Origin of the sequence: Collimonas fungivorans, from assembly GCF_001584145.1 — a bacterium.
GTDB classification, from domain to species: Bacteria; Pseudomonadota; Gammaproteobacteria; order Burkholderiales; family Burkholderiaceae_D; genus Collimonas; species Collimonas fungivorans.
In genome coordinates this window covers 5,393,533-5,410,099 of the sequence record NZ_CP013232.1, presented here as the reverse complement: position 1 = coordinate 5,410,099, position 16,567 = coordinate 5,393,533, and the positions used below count along the sequence as shown (strand labels likewise).

Sequence of the window (16,567 nt, the reverse complement as noted above, 5' to 3'; positions counted from 1 at the left end):
GAGGGCGGGGCGCGCTGGGCGCATGGACTGGCTTATGAATGATAGGCTCCGGCCAGGTTTGCCGCCGGTGATGCAAAAGTGACTACTTTCAAGCATACTCCTTGCAATCTGCGTTCGGATTTTTACTGCTTGGTTACCGCTTCATGACACCGATGATAGGGATAAATCGGCGCTGAGTAAAATGACATTTATGACAAATCGTCCCCGCTTCTGAAAGACTGAAAAAAATGCCTACCACCCGCAAACCGTTAGACGGTTTGGCCATGAGCCTGATGCTGATTTTGTGCCTGTGCTGGGGGTTGCAGCAGGTTGCAATCAAGGTGGCGGCGCCGAATATTTCGCCGATCTTGCAGAACGGCTTGCGTTCGGCGGTGGCTGCGGTGCTGGTGAGCGGCCTGATGTGGTGGCGCGGCAGCAAATTCTCGCTGACCGACGGCAGCTTCTGGCCGGGCCTGGCGACTGGCCTGCTGTTTGCTGGCGAATTCCTGTGCGTCTCGATCGGCTTGAACTACACCACTGCTTCGCATATGTCGGTATTCGTTTACACCGCGCCGATTTTTACCGTGCTGGGTTTGCATTGGCTGGTGCCGGGCGAGCGCTTCGGCCTGACCCAGTGGCTGGGCGTGGTCGCCGCATTCGCCGGGATCACGGTGGCGTTCGCCGGCGGCTTTGAAGCCGGCGCCGGCTTCAGCCGCACCCTGGTCGGCGATGCGCTGGGCGTGCTGGCCGCCGTGTTCTGGGCCGCCACCACCATCATGATCAAGCGCAGCGTCCTCACCAATACCGCTCCCAGCATGACCTTGTGGTACCAGCTGGCGGTGGCCGCGGTGACGCTGCCGCTGCTGGCCCTGGTCACCGGGCAGGCGGAGGTGGTCACGCCATTGACCGGGATCATGTGGACCAGCCTGGTGTTCCAGTCGCTGATCGTGGCTTTCGGCAGTTTCCTTGCGTGGTTCTGGATGCTGCGCCGTTACCTGGCTTCGCGGCTGACCGTGTTTTCCTTCCTGACGCCCCTGTTCGGCGTCAGTTTCGGGGTCTTGCTGCTGGATGATCCGATCGGCTTGCCGTTTGTATTTGGCGCCATGCTGGTCTTGAGCGGGATTGTGCTGGTCAACTGGCAGCGCGGCTAGCTCACAGGAAAATTCATAGGCAAATGTCTGGTTTTTACAACCAGGCGGCGGATCTGGCCGATTGTTATTTATATATTTGGTATTATCTAGATCTCAATTTATTCCCGTAAGACAATATTCCGGGTAACCACAGGGACACGGCATGAGCAACGTACTCCAGAGCCTGCAAAGCCTCATTAGTGGGCGCCAGACCAGCCGTATCCTGCGCCTCTCTTTTCCGCACGATGATGGTCCGTCTGCACAGCTGCTGGTCAACAAGCTCGATGCCGCCGAAAGCCTGTCGCGTGACTTTGCCTTCACCGTAGAGCTGTTGTCCGATGATGCCAGCCTGGCGCTCAAGGATTTGCAAGGCAAGCTGTTTAACGTCGAACTGGTGCGCGCCGACGGCAGCCTGCGCTACTTCAGCGGCTACTGCTTTGAATTCCGCCTGCTGAAGACCGACGGCAGCATCAGCTTTTATCAAGCCAGGCTGGGTCCGTGGCTGCAATACCTGCGCCTGCGCAAGGACAACTACATCTTCCACGGCAAGACCCTGCGCGAGCAGACCGAAAGTATCTTCAGCGACTACGGCACCCATCCCGACTGGGATGTGCGAGTGCGTGGTGAAGATGTGGCGATGACCGACGCCTGCCAGTTCAACGAGAGCGATTTCAATTACCTGCACCGGCGCTGGGAAGCGGCCGGCTGGTCGTACTGGTATGAACATAGCGACAAGGGTCATAAGCTGATCCTCACTGACGACACCACCCAGGCAGCCGCGGTCGACAACGGCCCCGAGATCCGTTTCCAGCGCCATGGCGGTGCGATTGAGGAAGACGGTATCGGTGATTGGTCGCCGGTACGCCAGATCGTGCCTGGCAGCGTCAGCCTGGCAGGGTTCAATTTTAAAAGTCCGGTACCCGGCAACGTCGGCGTACCCACCCTGAACAAGCAGGGCGATGTGCTCAATATCGAATCCTACGAATACACGGGCGCTTATGGCTTCAAGGGAAACCAGGATGGCGACAAACAGGCGCAGCTGCGCATGGAAGAGATCGAGGCAGCCGGCAAGCACTTTGAAGCCAAAGGCAATAACCGCTCGGTACTGCCGGGCCGGTATTTCCGTTTAACCAACCATTTTGCCTTCAATCCCTTCGGCAGCCATGCAGAAGCCGGTAAAAGCGAATTCCTGATTCTCACCGTCCACCATAAGGCGACCAACAATTACCTGCAGCAGGCCAGCGACAAGGCCGATTACAGCAACGAATTAACCTGCATCCGTAAAACCATCCCCTGGCGCCCAGGCCGTGGTTTTAACAGCACTGCCACCAAGATCCAGGCGCCACAGACCGCCACCGTGGTCGGACCTTCCGGCCAGGACAGCATCTATACCGATGAATACGGCCGTATCCGCGTGCAATTCCACTGGGACCGGATCGGCAACAATGATGAAAAGAGCTCGGCCTGGATCCGTGTCGCCAGCTCCTGGGCAGGCAGCGAACTGGGTGCTGCGGCGATTCCCCGTGTCGGCAGCGAAGTGATCGTGCAATGGCTCGATGGCAACCCGGACCGGCCCCTGGTTACCGGCAGTGTCTACAACCAGCGCAATATGCCGCCATGGAAGCTGGCGACCCAGCAATCGTTGATGGGATTACGCAGCCGTGAGCTGACCCCGAATGGCGGCAACCAGGCCGGCGGGCGCAGCAACCACCTGATCCTGGACGACACCAACGCCAAGATCCAGGCCCAACTCAAAAGCGATCACCAGCACAGCCAGCTCAGCCTGGGCAACATCACCCGCATTGAAGACAATGCGGGCCGCAAGGACGCACGCGGCGAGGGCTGGGAACTGCGCACTGACGGCCATGGCGTGGCCCGTTCGGCGAAAGGCATGCTGATCACCACCGAAGGGCGCAGCAATGCTGCTTCGCACATGAAGGATATGGGCGAGACGGTGCAAAGGCTCACTTCGGCGCGAGACCAGCACGAGACGCTGGCGGAGATGGCGCAGCAGGCGGGGGCGCAGGAGAAACAGGGTCAGCAGGCCGATGTTGCGCAGATCCTGAAGACGCAGAACGAGGCGATCAAGGGCGGTACGGCGAAAGAAGGTAGCTTCCCGGAATTATCAGCACCACACCTGGTATTGGCCAGTCCTGCGGGGATTGAAACCACGACGGCGCAATCGACGCATATTGCCAGTGATGAGCACACCGCCATCACTACCGGCAAGAGCCTGTCCATTGCCAGTGGCGACAGCCTGTTTGCCAGCATCAAAAACACCTTCCGGCTGTTCGTCCAGAAAGCCAATATAAAGTTGACTGCCGGGACTGGCGACATCGATATGCAGGCGCTGTCTGACAGCATCAACCTGCTGTCCAAACTCAATATCACCCACACCGCCAATCGCATCACCATCACCGCCAAGGAAGAAGTGCTGATCAATGGCGGAGGCAGTTACGTCAAATACAACGCAGCTGGAATTGAGCACGGCACCAACGGCAATTATGTCGCGCATGCCGCGACGCACAGTCTGCCTGGGCCTAAGAGCTTACCCGCCGTGATGCCTGATTTCTCGAAGGGCGGACCGCCCTACAGCTTGCGTTGGAAGGTTCTCAGCGCAGTGGACGGTGAACCTGGTCACAGTGTCGATGTCGTCGCACGAGAGCACGGAGAAACCGGCGCTATAGTTGAAACCAAGACTGGCGATGACGGTAGAAATGACCGACATAAAGACGAAGAAACGCCGACAGTGTACACAGCCCTGTTGGGCAGTGGTGAGTGGGTCGTACATACCAGCCTTGAAGACGACCCGCAGCAACTAGAACGGGCAGATTGGCACAACCAAGAAGCCGTGGACCCGAATGAGGAAGCATAATGACCAGTAGCTATACCGTTCAACGAGGCGATACGCTTACAAAAATCGCCAAGCTACATGACTCTACACCGCAGGCCATTGCGGAGTTGAATCAGCTATCCGACATTAATTTGATTCACATCGGGCAACGCCTGCAGGTTCCGGGCGCCTCCGCGCCAGTTCCCGAACCCAGACCCGCGCACCACAATCAGGAACAAGCGCTCCAGGAGCGCACTTTATTCATGCAGTTTGTGGACGTGCTCAATAAGCCGATCAAAGACCTGAAAGTAAAGCTGCATTTAGATGGAGAAATCGCGGAACATGTCACCGACAGCAAAGGTGAAGTACCACCCGTTGACGTAAAAAGTAAGTCCAGCACTGTGAAGGTCGAGGTTGAGACAGTCAGTGGCAAATCCAAGCACATCGCCACGGTCAGTCCCAGAGGTGCCAACACCTATGTGCGATTGCATAGTCCAAAGCTGGCTGTGCAATCGCAACTGCGTACGCATGAAGGAACGCCATCTGCCGCCGCACCAACGCCACCTGCGGCTCCGACACCAGTACTTCCGGGAGCTACCGCATCAGCGTCTCCAGTCACCGCTGCCGACAGCTCAACATCAAAGCCAAAAACTACCGTGCCTCCGGGTGCTGTTACAGACACTCGCTCGCCGGCAGGCCATCCAGTGCAGGAAGTCACGATGGAATGTCCGAACAAGCTGAATCTGAAGTTGATGCAAAATTTCGCCTATCACGACTACATTGTCGCTGCAGCCACTCGAGCTGCAATGATTCCTCAGGCAATTGCGGCAATCATGAATGCCGAGGCCGCGACTATTTTTACGATAGAAGAAATTCCAGTAATCAATAAAAAAACAAAAGAGCCCGTACTTGATAAAAAAGGGAAGCCCGTTGTCAAGAAAAAGAAAATAAACACCTTTGTCTGGGATCCCAACTCGGCATCACCAAATTCCTCTGCTCGCGGTATGACTCAATTCCTGGACGCAACCTGGATCGAAATGGCCCTGACTGACGGTACATTTTTGAATGCCCGCGCTAAAAAAGAAGGGTGGTTGACGAGGACCACTGTCACGATCAAGCATAAAAAAAGCGAGGAAACTAAGGAGGTTCCGGCATTCAAACTTGAAAATGGCACCTTTGTCACTCCAGGAAAAATCTCCATCGCACGACAATTATCTTCCAAGCCGCATTTGACGGGGCGAGCCACATCGAGTGATGGCAACTTACAAAAATTGCTTGATTTACGACTCCAAGCTGAGTACGCAATTCATACTGCAGTAGACTATGCCATGCAAAATCTGGCGATGTTGACAAAGGCAAAATTCAAGATCGATACTCTCAACGATGGCGAGAAGGCCAAAGTTGCATATCTGGCGCACCATCTAGGGCCGGGGGATGTCAAAGAATTTATCAACGACACTATGACGGCAGAACACGCTGAATATTTATTAAAGGCGCAGGTAGGCAAGGTTAATGCAGCAGAAAGAGCGGAAGAAAATAAAAACAATTATTTGACAGCCCATAGAACTTGGCTTAATGGTTTTATCAACGACCGAATAACCATTATTAAATATATGTGTGACGCAACCAAAGCTCCCACTGTTAGGGAATTGTTGGACATCACGGTTGCTATAAGAGAGAAAGCATGAAATTGATAAGAATATTTATTTTTATACTCGCTTCTTCTCTGGCGCATATTGGTTTTGCAGAAGATGCTAAGAATTCAACTGCGAAGGACAATTCGTTTAGGGATGTATACCCATCGAAATTTGGGATGATTCAACGTACCGACGATGGTAGCGTTACTTTGAATGGGAAAATTTTACTTCAAGGAAATTCTGAAAAAGATGATTTTGGTACGACGATTGATTATTCTGTTATGGATTTTCAAGTGAATAAAAACTCTCCGGCGGTGGAGACGCAATCACACGGCGGCAGAAAATATTTTGGTAGGCAGGTCTATCGGCTTGTTTTGGTCGGTAGATCTCAAAATCCAGTTTTTTACAGAGTTGTGGATTTGACTGGCAAAGAACCATTTATATCTGAAAGATTTGGCAAAAATGATCATTGGGCTAATGGCTACAAAAACACCGAATGGGGGAAAAATAAATCTTATATTAATTTAACAGGGGAAATTACATACCTATACACTACATACAAAGATGTGCAAGGGCCGTTTGCCTACTAGCTCACTGTGAATAATTCCATTTTCGGGATGCCGTCATGCCTGCAGCATAACCCCAGCGGCAAGCCTTATGGCACCATAAAATGGTCACCGTTTCCCCGACCTTTACTGTGGGCCGCATCCCAGTCGCCGTGCAATATTGTTTAATCGAGTGCGGTTGCAACCTTATAGGCAGTACGAACGGCGTGCTGTTGAATACGTCATTAAGAAGAAATGAAGCAATTATAGCTTTGGCACATGTAATCTTCTTTCGTATTCACCTCAAGCGCTGTCCTCGAACTTATGTGGGTTCAGTACTTTCAACAGTCTGAAGACTTCATTGCGCCAAGAAACCACATTTCTATAACAATTAATTATGAAATACCTCAGTAGCCGGGCTACCGCCAAGATTTTAGTTTGTGTCGGATTTTTTATTTTTTTGTCTGAAAATATACAGGCAAAAACGCAAGACGGTGAGCTTGCCATTTCAACGAAATTGGATCGTATCTATTCACAATGCCTGACTGAAACGGCACAAGACAGAAAACAATGTCAGCAAAATTGTGGTGCAATAATAAAAATGTGCCACGATCAGCAGGCTGATTTTCTAGATTCAAAAAATCAAGAAATGTTAACAGAATTAGGGAAAAATTCCGCATGCAAAGACATGTCATCAAGTTTATCAACTCATATACATAAAATAATAGAGGACTCAGATAACTTCATGTCTAACGATGAAAATACGAGTAAATTTCAAATTGAAGCGAAATTATTTTTACACAAATCGCTTGAAAATTTAAAGAAACAATGTGTTCCAAAGGGGCAGGGTTGATCTAGCTGATATACAAACAAATTTGTGAAGCCGTTTGCTGCCATCCTTATTGCCGCGTTTTTCCAAGTGGTAAACGCAGGGACGCTATTTGTGTTTGATTCGCCAAATCTGATTGTCCTCAAATCGGAAGGAAAAGTATTTGGCTATTATGGATTTATACACCAGATACTCCCTTTTTCTTGTCAGTTTTTCTTTATGCAGAACGGTGCTGAGTCTGCCTCGGAAATTGGCATAGATAGCTTTAGCTTGGATGCGGGAAAATATGGATATGAGAACCGGAACAAAGATTACGATATCTCAGGAAAGATATTTATTAAAAATAGCGACTGGATCATCCAAACCACGGATTCTCCACCTGGCTGTGGTGGAGCTGTAGGCTCATTTCTCAAAGGCCCGGAAGATTCCCATCCAACTAGCTATACGGAAGTGGAGGAAGTTCCCGCGATTGCGATTCGAACCGTAATCAGAAAGACCTTTTTATTCGATAAGAAGGGTAATGTCTTTTCCCGCAGGAGGGGCTACTTCACTTCGGGTGACGTTGTTGCGGTAATCGAACAAAGCGATATTTATTCCTACGTCAGATTCAGTCATCCGGCTACGGGCAAGATAACCACTGTATGGGTGAACAGAAAAGATTTGGAAAATCCGTTCCCAACTCATTGATGAAATGATAAAAAATTCAGAGGCTTTTTAAGCGACGAGGTGCGAAATTAAATCTTGGAATGAGTACTGACGATTACGTCATTAAGAGAAAAATGAAGCAACTATTAGCTTTGGCACATGTAATCTTTCTTTCGTGTTCACATCAAGCGCAATCTGCGAATTTATGTGGGTTCAGTACCCCCGATAGTCCCACCTATGTTTTCGACAAAACCAATTGTTCGATTTCTGTCAAAGGTAAAAAAAATTATATGAGTCTCGATACATTTCAGGTAAAAAAAGATCGGCCATTTGCGACCTTGAAAGGTGACTCTACATATTTTATTTCTGATGACGGTAAGATTTATTTTGCACAGGAAGAGGTGGATGACGCCAATTACACAATTCAGCCGAAACATCAACAACCGGCTACTGAAATATCAATTGGCGACATGAATGGTCTGTTGGGATACTCCGAAATATTTGTTCAAAGTATGCCTAAGAAGCAGAACGTGAAAAATAAATCAGATTTTTTCTCGTTAACTCTAGATTGTTTGAATATTGCAGCCGGAGGGCAGAAGAATTCTTTCATTACAATGTATTGCGTGCCGAAATCGAAAACAGGAAAGCAAAATTTGCAGGACTACAAAAACTATATATTAAATTTTCGTGAAATACCTTAGCTATTGGAGCTGAAAAATTTTTTTCTGGAAGAAATCCACGGAACGGAGATCAATCAATACGCCTAGTTTGGGATGGGGATTGTTGGTCTTACTGGCGGCGGTTTCCGTCGCACAGGCAGAAGCCAGAAATCTGACTTGTAATGGCGCAGAAATTAGAATTGATTTTCCACCAGACATTGCCAATTTGGTCAGGGAGGGTTTGGAAACCTGCACATTCTGGCAGGACAAAAACAATCCAGACTATTCTGGCTATTATTTTGGCGGGAGCATCCACATTGATACCGCGGGCAATAAAAAACCGTATCCTTATCAAAGCACAAAAAATGATAAAGACGGCACCTGGAATCAGTTATTGCATACCGAGCAAATTTTCGTGAGTGACTCTGCAGAAAAATATATCCGTATAGACTCAGGGAAATTCAAGTCGAAATTTTTGGCAAAAACCTCTGCCGAAGAGGAAGAAGAGAAAATCGAATCGATCACAAGAATTGACGGCAAAATTTTCAATAAGGGAATTTGGGTAAGTATCAATGTAGCAGTCCCTTATAAATCTCTTACTAAGCAACAAGCTGTCGAAATGATGAAATCCGTCGAGGTTATAAAAGGGTTTGATACGATTGATAAATGAATGGATTTTCATGAATACTTTATGAAATCCGATCAATTTTCGAAATCTGCAACCGTCATAAAAAATGCGGGTTAACAGCTCCCGCCGTTAACCCGCATAAATTTGCACCCCACAGAAAGCGGGATAATTGTTCAGGGGTTTTTTAAGCTTTGAAAGTCCCTTCAGAAACCAAAGCCTGCAACGGCAACCGCGGGCTAGGCTCTTCCTTGGAACGCAAACCTTCCGGCAGCATGGCCTTGTCGCCGATCTTGCCGATGGCTACCGCCGCTTCAATCGCAAAATTGGCCGGTACGCCCAGCTCGGTGCGTGTCTTTTCCTTGTCGAATCCAGCCATGCCATGCGCATGCCAGCCGGACAGGCTCGCTTGCAGCGCCAGGTAGCCCCAGGCCGAACCTGCATCAAACGAATGGGTCGGCATAGCCACTTCTTCAGTGCTGCCCGGTGGCGCAAATGTGGTTTTCGACAACACGATCACCAGTGCCGATGCATTTTCCGCCCAGCTGCGGTTGAATTCGTTGAGCAGGCCCAGCAGCTTGGTCCAGTGCGGCGTGCCGCGGCGGGCGAAGACGAAGCGCCAAGGCTGCGAGTTATAGGACGATGGCGCCCAGCGCGCTGCTTCCAGGATGGTCAGCAGTTCCTGTTCGGAAATTTCGTCGCTGGCGTAGGCGCGCGGCGACCAGCGGCTGAGGAATTGCGGGTGGGCTGGATGGTCGGCTACGCGTGGTGTGGACTGGGTCATGAAGGTTCCTGTAATTAAATAAGCAAGGCAATTCGATGTGGCCGGACTCTCGTACGGCCAGGACGGAGCATCTTAGCAGCAGTTTTTGAAGCTTGCAGCGCGCGGCGGGATTTAGGCGATTCCGTAGCTTGCCCGGGCAAGGCGGGTGAAGATTGCTATGCCAAGCCGGTATAATCGGGAATAATCAAGATTGCCTGGAACTGTCCACGAAATTGGGCAGTTCCATAGATTTTTCGCATTAATCCAGTATTACTGACTACTTATCCTATGCTTGCACCACAGAAACAACAGATCATCGACCTTTTCAACGCTGCCTTGCAGCCCATTATCGCCGGCAGCGAGCTGCAGCCGACGGTGACGCTGGAGCGTCCGCGCGATCCTTCGCACGGCGATGTCGCTTGCAATATCGCCATGCAGCTGGCCAAGCCGCTGAAAAAGAACCCGCGTGAACTGGCGCAAGCCCTGGTGGCGGCCGTGATGGCCGACGCCGCAGAAGGCAAGCTGATTGAAAGCGCCGAGATCGCCGGCCCGGGTTTCATCAACCTGCGCCTGACGGCGGCGGCCAAGCAGCAAGTGGTCAAGACCGTACTGCAAGAGGCGGCCGAATACGGCAAAAGCCAGCTCGGCGCCGGTAAAAAAGTACTGGTCGAGTTTGTCTCGGCCAATCCGACCGGCCCTTTGCATGTCGGCCACGGCCGCCAGGGCGCGCTGGGTGATGCCTTGTCGGCGCTATTTGAAGTACAAGGTTTCGACGTCACCCGCGAGTTTTACTATAACGACGCCGGCGTCCAGATCGCCACGCTGGCGACGTCGGTGCAGGCGCGCGCCAACGGGTTCAAGCCGGGCGACGCCGAGTGGCCAGAAACGGCCTACAACGGTGACTATATTGCCGATATCGCAAAGGATTTCCTGACCCAGAAGACAGTGGCCGCCAGCGATGGCGAGCCGGTCACCGCCAGCGGCGACATCAGCGATATCGAATCGGTGCGCAAATTCGCCGTCACCTACCTGCGTCGTGAGCAAGACCTGGATTTGCAGGCCTTCGGCGTCAAGTTCGATAACTATTACCTGGAAACCTCGCTGTACAAGGATGGCAAGGTCAACGCCGCAGTCGACGCGCTGAACGCCGCCGGCGTCACCTACGAGCTGGATGGCGCCCTGTGGCTGCGCACCACCGACTACGGCGACGACAAAGACCGCGTCATGAAGAAGACCGACGGCACCTATACCTACTTCGTGCCCGACGTCGCCTATCACGTGGTCAAGTGGCAGCGCGGTTTCGGCAAGGTCATCAATATTCAGGGCAGCGACCACCACGGCACCATCGCCCGCGTGCGCGCCGGCCTGCAGGCGGTCAACCTCGGCATCCCGCAAGGTTATCCGGACTACGTGCTGCACAAGATGGTGACGGTGATGAAGAACGGCGAGGAAGTGAAGATTTCCAAGCGCGCCGGTTCTTACGTGACCTTGCGCGACCTGATCGAATGGTCGGCCGGCGAAGACAGCGCAGCGGACGGTGCGCAAGGTGACGCACAAGATAGCCCGCGCGACCTGACCCGAGGCCGCGACGCAGTGCGCTTTTTCCTGATTTCACGCAAGGCCGATACCGAATTCGTGTTCGATGTCGACCTCGCCCTGGCCAAGTCCGACGAAAACCCGGTCTATTACGTGCAGTACGCCCACGCCCGCATCTGTTCGGTGCTGGCGCAATGGACCGGCGACGAAGCCAGCCTGGCCGCGGTCGACCTGAGCCCGCTGACCGCGCCGCGCGAAGCCAGCCTGCTGGCCAAGCTGGCGGAATACCCGGAAATGCTGCAGCACGCGCTGGAGGAGCTGGGGCCGCACCAGGTGGCGTTTTACCTGCGCGATTTGGCGGGCGAGCTGCATAGCTACTACAATGCTGAGCGGGTCCTGGTGGACGACGAGGCGCTGAAGATGGCGCGCCTGGCCTTGATGTATGCAACCCGCCAGGTGTTGCGCAACGGCCTGGCGCTGATCGGCGTATCGGCACCGGCCCGCATGTAAATCTACAATAGGCGATCTCCGGCAGCCGTTGCCGGAGACGGTCAGTAACCAGGATGTCATTGGGGAAGTATGAGCAAACTTAACAAGAAACAAGCTGGCGGTACCTTACTGGGCCTGATTTTCGGCCTGATCATCGGGCTGGCGATTGCGGTCGTGGTGGCGATCATGATCACCAAGACACCGACGCCGTTCACCAACAAGACGACAAAGACCGACAAAGCGCCGGACGCCATCACGGCGCCCGCGGCTACGCCCGCACCGGCGCCGGCGAACCCGGACCAGCTGCCGGATCCGAACAAGTCGCTCTACGGCAACAAGGATGCGGCCAAGGAAGCCGCCAAGGCATTTACTCCGCCGCCGCCGAGCGCCGACGGTGTGCCGCCTAACGTGGCTGCCGAGAAGAAGCTGGACGCGCTGGTCGCCAAGGCGCAGGACAAGTCGGCGCCGGTGGTCGACAAATCCACCGCCGACAAGACCAAGAAAGCGGCTGGCGATATCGCCGAAGCCAAGAGCAAGGCGACAGCCGCTGACGACAACTGGATCTATTTCCTGCAGGTCGGCGCCTTCCGCGAGCAGACTGAGGCCGAAAGCGCAAAAGCGCGCCTGGCCTTGATGGGTTTCGAAGCCAAGATCAGCGAACGCCAGGCTGATACCGGTTCCCTGTACCGGGTGCGGGTGGGCCCGTTCAATCAGCTCGAAACAATGAACCGGATACGCGGCAAGTTGTCAGATAACGGCGTCAATGCCGCAGTGGTGCGTGCGGCAAAATAAGGGTGTGTTTTTTGATTGATGAGGAACAGGGCCACGGCTGCCGGACCCTGTTTTATACATTGTTGGCTTTCACAATTTTAAAAAAAGGATAATTCATGCGTTTTTTTCAAAAAGCCCTGGCTATCGCCGGCCTTAGTCTGAGTTTCGGCCTGCTGGCTGCCAGCGCAGGCGCATCGCCGGCCAATCCGGTCGCAGGCAAAGAATACAAAGTTCTCGACAACCCGCAGCCGACCGACAGCGGCCTTGGCAAGAAAGTGGAAGTGACGGAATTCTTCGGCTACTTCTGCCCGCATTGCAACGCGCTCGAGCCGACGCTGGAAGAATGGATCGCCAAGCAGGGCGACAAGATTTCCCTCAAGCGGGTGCCGGTCGACTTTGGCGATCCGAATGGTGATCCGAAGAAATCGCCGTATGTAGTGCAGAAAAAGCTGTACTACACGCTGGAAGCCATGGGCAAGCTGCCTGAGATGCACAAGAAAGTCTTTGATGCGATCCACGCCCAGCGCCAGCGCCTCGATACAGACACCGCCGTAGCCGATTTCGCGGCCAAGCAAGGCCTCGACAAAGCCAAGTTCCTCGATGTGTACAATTCCTTCGCGGTGCAAACCAAGGTGACGCGCGCGACCCAGCTGCAAACCGCCTACAAGATAGACGGCGTGCCGACGCTGATAGTCGATGGGCGTTATGTCACCTCGCCATCGATCGTCAGCGCCAACCCTGGCGCCGGCGACAGCGAGCCGGCCTTGTTCAAGTCCACCTTGCAGGTGATGGACAGCCTGGTGGCCAAGGCCGCTGCAGGCAAGAAGTAAGCAAGCAACAAGTAAGAAACAAGCATGCAGGCCGTCACGGCCGGCAGCATTAAAAAGTCCGCCGCTCGCAAGAGGGCGGGCTTTTTTATCGAAAGGACTTTCCATGCAACGTGTGTTCATCACCGGCGCTTCCAGCGGCATCGGCGCCGCGCTGGCGCGGTTTTATGCAGGGCAGGGCGCAACGCTGGGGCTGGTAGCCCGGCGCCAGGCGGTGCTGGAGCAGTTGCTGGCAAGCTTGCCGCATCCTGAACGGCATCGCCTGTATGCGCTCGATGTCAACGATCATGCCGCACTGACTGCGGCAGCCGCAGATTTCATCGCCGCCGACGACGGCGTCGACGTGGTGATCGCCAGCGCCGGGATTTCGCAAGGCACCTTGACCGAACATGCCGAAGACCAGCAGGTGTTTGAACATGTATTTGCCACCAACGTGCTGGCTACGGTGGCTACCTTTACGCCGTTTATCGCCACCATGAAGCGCCAGGCGCAGGCCGGGCAAACCGGTTTGCGGCTGGTCGGCGTCGGCAGCGTGGCCGGCATCCGCGGCTTGCCCGGAGCGGGCGCTTACAGCGGCTCAAAGGCAGCGGTGATCAGCTACTGCGAATCGCTGCGGGTGGAATTGCGGGCCAGCGGCATCAAGGTAGTCACCATCGTTCCGGGTTATATCGATACGCCGATGACCCAGGTCAACCGTTACAAGATGCCGTTCCTGATGCCGGTAGAGCAATTCGCTGCCAGGACCGGCGCCGCGGTGGCACGCGGCAGCAGCTACCAGGTGATCCCGTGGCAGATGGGGGTAGTCGCCAAGCTGTTGCGGCTGTTGCCGAACTGGCTGTACGACCTGGCATTTTCCAAGGCGCCGCACAAGGCCCGCAAAACCGCAGACTGACCCGACATCATGGACTTTCACAATTTTTTCTTGTTCGTGCTGACGGAATTTGCGCTGTCGGCGTCGCCGGGGCCGGCGGTCATGCTGGTAGTGGCCTACGGCATCACGGTCGGCTGGAAGAGGGCGATTTTCGCCATCCTGGGCATACTCACCGCCAACGCTATCTATTTCACCATCTCGGCGACCGGGCTGGGCGCCCTGATCGTTGCTTCGCATACCTTGTTCAGCGTGGTCAAATGGCTGGGCGTGGCTTACCTGGCGTATCTCGGTTTATCGGCGATATTCGGCCGGCCTTCGCCGATCACCGCGTCCAAGCTGGATAGCCGCAACGCCTCCGGCTGGAAAATCTGGTTCGGCGGCATGACCCTGCAGCTGGCCAATCCCAAGGCGCTGATTTTTTTCATCGCGATCTTGCCGCAGTTTCTCAATCCGGCCGCCAATGTGCCGCTGCAGATGATCTGGCTGGCGGCGGGTTCTATCATTCCGGAATTCTTTATTCTGGTCGGTTATGCCGCCCTGGCCGGAAAAATGCAGACCGTTGCCACCCGCCCGGGTTTTGTGCGGATTACCGACCGCGTTGCCGGCAGCCTGATGCTGGCGGTGGCGATGATTGTGGCGGCAATCCAGCAATAAACTCAGCAGAAAATTCGGCAAAATCAGGCCAGGCTGAAGCGGTAGACCTGGTCGGCATCCAGCCGCCGTTTCAGCACGCCGTCAAACCACAGCTTGTGCAAGTGCGCCAGCGCTTCGCCCAGGGCGAAAGTCATCTGGTGCGCATCCAGCGGCCGGCGGAACATGACCGGCACGATATCGCTGGCTGACTGCGGCGCCGCCGTGCAGGCTTCCACCACCTCGGCCAGCCGCTCACGATGATGCTGCTGCAGCTGGTCGATGCGGATCTGCAGGCCGCGGAACGGCTTGCCATGCGACGGCAGCACCAGCGTCGTGGCCGGCAACCCGCGGTACTTTTCCAGCGAATCCATGTATTGCTGCACCGGGTTCGATTCCGGCTCGATCGCGAATACCGAGACATTGGTGGAAATCCGCGGCAGCACCATATCCCCCGAAATCAGCAGGTCCAGCCCGGCGCAATGCAGCGCCACATGCTCAGGCGCATGGCCGAAGCCGGTGATCACCTGCCATTGATGTTTACCTATGCGCAGCTGCTGGCGGTCGGCCAGGCGATGATAAGCCTGCGGCACCGCCGGCACCATGGACGGATAGTAGGATTTGCGCTGGGACACCTTGGCGATCACCTCGGGATCCTGCATGCCGTGCTGCTGGAAGTGCGGCAACGCGGCGCTGCCGTCGGCGCCGGGCAGCGCCGCCGACATGATGCGCGCCGAGAAATACTCGCCGCCGCTCATCCACAACGGCGCCTGCCAGCGGGTGCACAGCCAGTCGGCCAGGCCGACATGGTCAGGATGGCAATGGGTAACCAGCACCCGCAGCACCGGCAGGCCGCGCAGTTCACTTGCAAAAACGGCATCCCAGGCGGCGCGCGTGGCGTCGTTGGCGATGCCGCAGTCGACAATGGTCCAGCCGTGCTGGACGCCATTGTCAGTCTCGACGCTGTCTTCCAGCAGCCATAAATTGATATGGTCCAGCGCGAACGGCAAGCCCATGCGCAGCCAGCGCACGCCGGGCGCGACTTCGAGGGTGGCGCCGCCGGCAGGCAAGGTGTCGCCGAAGGCATAGCTGAGCTGGGCTTCAAGAGGGTTCATCGCGATATTCTTTCTTTCCGGACTTACGCAAAACTGCCCCAGCGGCGTTATTCCTCCTAGCCGTACGCCGTACTGTCTTCGTCGTCGTGCCTTGCTGGGGCAGTTTTGCGTAAATCCTGTCTTTTTGCTAATGCCAGTAGTTTTTCGGTGTTTTCATTTTCCGCCAGCGCGTCTACAATCTGCTTTACGTTAACGTTAACTGCCATTGTACCTAAACCAGCATTTCTTGTTCTGCCAACCCGACCATGCCGACTTACACCATCACTGAACTTGCCCGCGAATTCGACATTACCCCCAGGGCGATCCGTTTCTATGAGGACCAGGGTTTGCTGAGCCCGAAGCGGGACGGCGCCGGCGGCCGCAATCGAGTATATGCCGGGCGCGAGCGCACCCGCCTCAAGCTGACCCTGCGCGGCAAGCGGCTGGGCCTGACCTTGTCGGAAATCAAGAGCCTGGTCGACATGTACGACTCGCCCAAGGATTCGGCGCCCCAGCTAGAACTGTTCCTGCAGGTGCTGGCGCGCCACCGCGAACACCTGGAGCAGCAACGCGAAGACATAGAAGTGACTTTGGCGGAAATCACCGCCCACGAAGACGAATGCCGGCGCCTGCTCAGCAGCGGCGAGCTGAGCGACCACGTCGCGCCCTGAATTCCTCCCCCCATACATTAAACAACTTGCAAG

The 16,567-nt window shown here is 54.6% G+C and carries 16 protein-coding genes; 14 read left to right on the top strand and 2 right to left on the bottom strand.

Features of this window, described 5'->3' with window-relative positions:
- Positions 1–227: 227 nt before the first annotated feature.
- The 8 genes from CFter6_RS23825 to CFter6_RS23800 all read left to right on the top strand — a co-directional run bounded on the left by CFter6_RS23825 (position 228) and on the right by CFter6_RS23800 (position 8,927).
- Entirely contained in the window at positions 228–1,130 is a 903-nt protein-coding gene (locus CFter6_RS23825; protein ID WP_061542005.1) for a DMT family transporter, read from the top strand.
- A gap of 142 nt (positions 1,131–1,272) precedes the next feature.
- Complete coding sequence (locus CFter6_RS23820; protein WP_236904464.1) at positions 1,273–3,984, top strand: type VI secretion system Vgr family protein; 2,712 nt, start codon at positions 1,273–1,275, stop codon at positions 3,982–3,984.
- Positions 3,984–5,630, top strand: coding sequence for a LysM peptidoglycan-binding domain-containing protein (locus CFter6_RS23815; RefSeq protein WP_061542004.1), 1,647 nt, complete (start codon positions 3,984–3,986; stop codon positions 5,628–5,630). Before CFter6_RS23820 ends, CFter6_RS23815 begins: the two co-directional genes overlap by 1 nt.
- Positions 5,627–6,169: a hypothetical protein gene (locus CFter6_RS25830; protein ID WP_150118851.1), complete on the top strand. Its 543-nt coding sequence runs from the start codon at positions 5,627–5,629 to the stop codon at positions 6,167–6,169. Before CFter6_RS23815 ends, CFter6_RS25830 begins: the two co-directional genes overlap by 4 nt.
- Positions 6,170–6,521: 352 nt before the next feature.
- Positions 6,522–6,977 (top strand): hypothetical protein, encoded by a 456-nt coding sequence (locus tag CFter6_RS25825; protein ID WP_150118850.1) that lies wholly within the window; start codon positions 6,522–6,524, stop codon positions 6,975–6,977.
- 24 nt (positions 6,978–7,001) lie between these two features.
- Positions 7,002–7,640, top strand: a complete 639-nt coding sequence (locus CFter6_RS23810; protein ID WP_061542003.1) for a hypothetical protein — start codon at positions 7,002–7,004, stop codon at positions 7,638–7,640.
- A 92-nt stretch (positions 7,641–7,732) separates the two neighbouring features.
- Positions 7,733–8,299, top strand: coding sequence for a hypothetical protein (locus CFter6_RS23805; protein ID WP_150118849.1), 567 nt, complete (start codon positions 7,733–7,735; stop codon positions 8,297–8,299).
- A gap of 79 nt (positions 8,300–8,378) precedes the next feature.
- Positions 8,379–8,927, top strand: coding sequence for a hypothetical protein (locus CFter6_RS23800; protein WP_061542001.1), 549 nt, complete (start codon positions 8,379–8,381; stop codon positions 8,925–8,927).
- A gap of 142 nt (positions 8,928–9,069) precedes the next feature.
- On the opposite strand, the gene CFter6_RS23795 is transcribed toward CFter6_RS23800, so the two are convergent.
- Positions 9,070–9,666 (bottom strand): nitroreductase family protein, encoded by a 597-nt coding sequence (locus tag CFter6_RS23795; protein ID WP_061542000.1) that lies wholly within the window; start codon positions 9,664–9,666, stop codon positions 9,070–9,072.
- 267 nt (positions 9,667–9,933) lie between these two features.
- On the opposite strand from CFter6_RS23795, the gene argS reads away from it, so the two are divergent.
- The 5 genes from argS to CFter6_RS23770 all read left to right on the top strand — a co-directional run bounded on the left by argS (position 9,934) and on the right by CFter6_RS23770 (position 14,793).
- On the top strand, positions 9,934–11,691 hold the full coding sequence (argS, locus tag CFter6_RS23790; RefSeq protein ID WP_061541999.1) for an arginine--tRNA ligase: 1,758 nt from the start codon (positions 9,934–9,936) through the stop codon (positions 11,689–11,691).
- A 69-nt stretch (positions 11,692–11,760) separates the two neighbouring features.
- Positions 11,761–12,462 carry an SPOR domain-containing protein gene (locus CFter6_RS23785; protein WP_061541998.1) on the top strand — a complete coding sequence of 234 codons (702 nt, stop codon included), beginning with the start codon at positions 11,761–11,763 and terminating at the stop codon, positions 12,460–12,462.
- 95 nt (positions 12,463–12,557) lie between these two features.
- A complete protein-coding gene (locus tag CFter6_RS23780; RefSeq protein ID WP_061541997.1) occupies positions 12,558–13,271 on the top strand; it encodes a thiol:disulfide interchange protein DsbA/DsbL in 714 nt (237 codons plus the stop codon).
- 103 nt (positions 13,272–13,374) lie between these two features.
- Positions 13,375–14,160 carry an SDR family oxidoreductase gene (locus CFter6_RS23775; RefSeq protein ID WP_061541996.1) on the top strand — a complete coding sequence of 262 codons (786 nt, stop codon included), beginning with the start codon at positions 13,375–13,377 and terminating at the stop codon, positions 14,158–14,160.
- A gap of 9 nt (positions 14,161–14,169) precedes the next feature.
- On the top strand, positions 14,170–14,793 hold the full coding sequence (locus CFter6_RS23770; protein ID WP_061541995.1) for a LysE family translocator: 624 nt from the start codon (positions 14,170–14,172) through the stop codon (positions 14,791–14,793).
- Between the two features lie 23 nt (positions 14,794–14,816).
- On the opposite strand, the gene CFter6_RS23765 is transcribed toward CFter6_RS23770, so the two are convergent.
- Entirely contained in the window at positions 14,817–15,884 is a 1,068-nt protein-coding gene (locus CFter6_RS23765) for an MBL fold metallo-hydrolase (RefSeq protein ID WP_061541994.1), read from the bottom strand.
- Between the two features lie 245 nt (positions 15,885–16,129).
- Here CFter6_RS23765 and CFter6_RS23760 point away from each other — a divergent pair, with 245 nt between their 5' ends.
- Positions 16,130–16,534, top strand: a complete 405-nt coding sequence (locus CFter6_RS23760; RefSeq protein ID WP_014008243.1) for a MerR family transcriptional regulator — start codon at positions 16,130–16,132, stop codon at positions 16,532–16,534.
- Positions 16,535–16,567 lie beyond the last annotated feature (33 nt).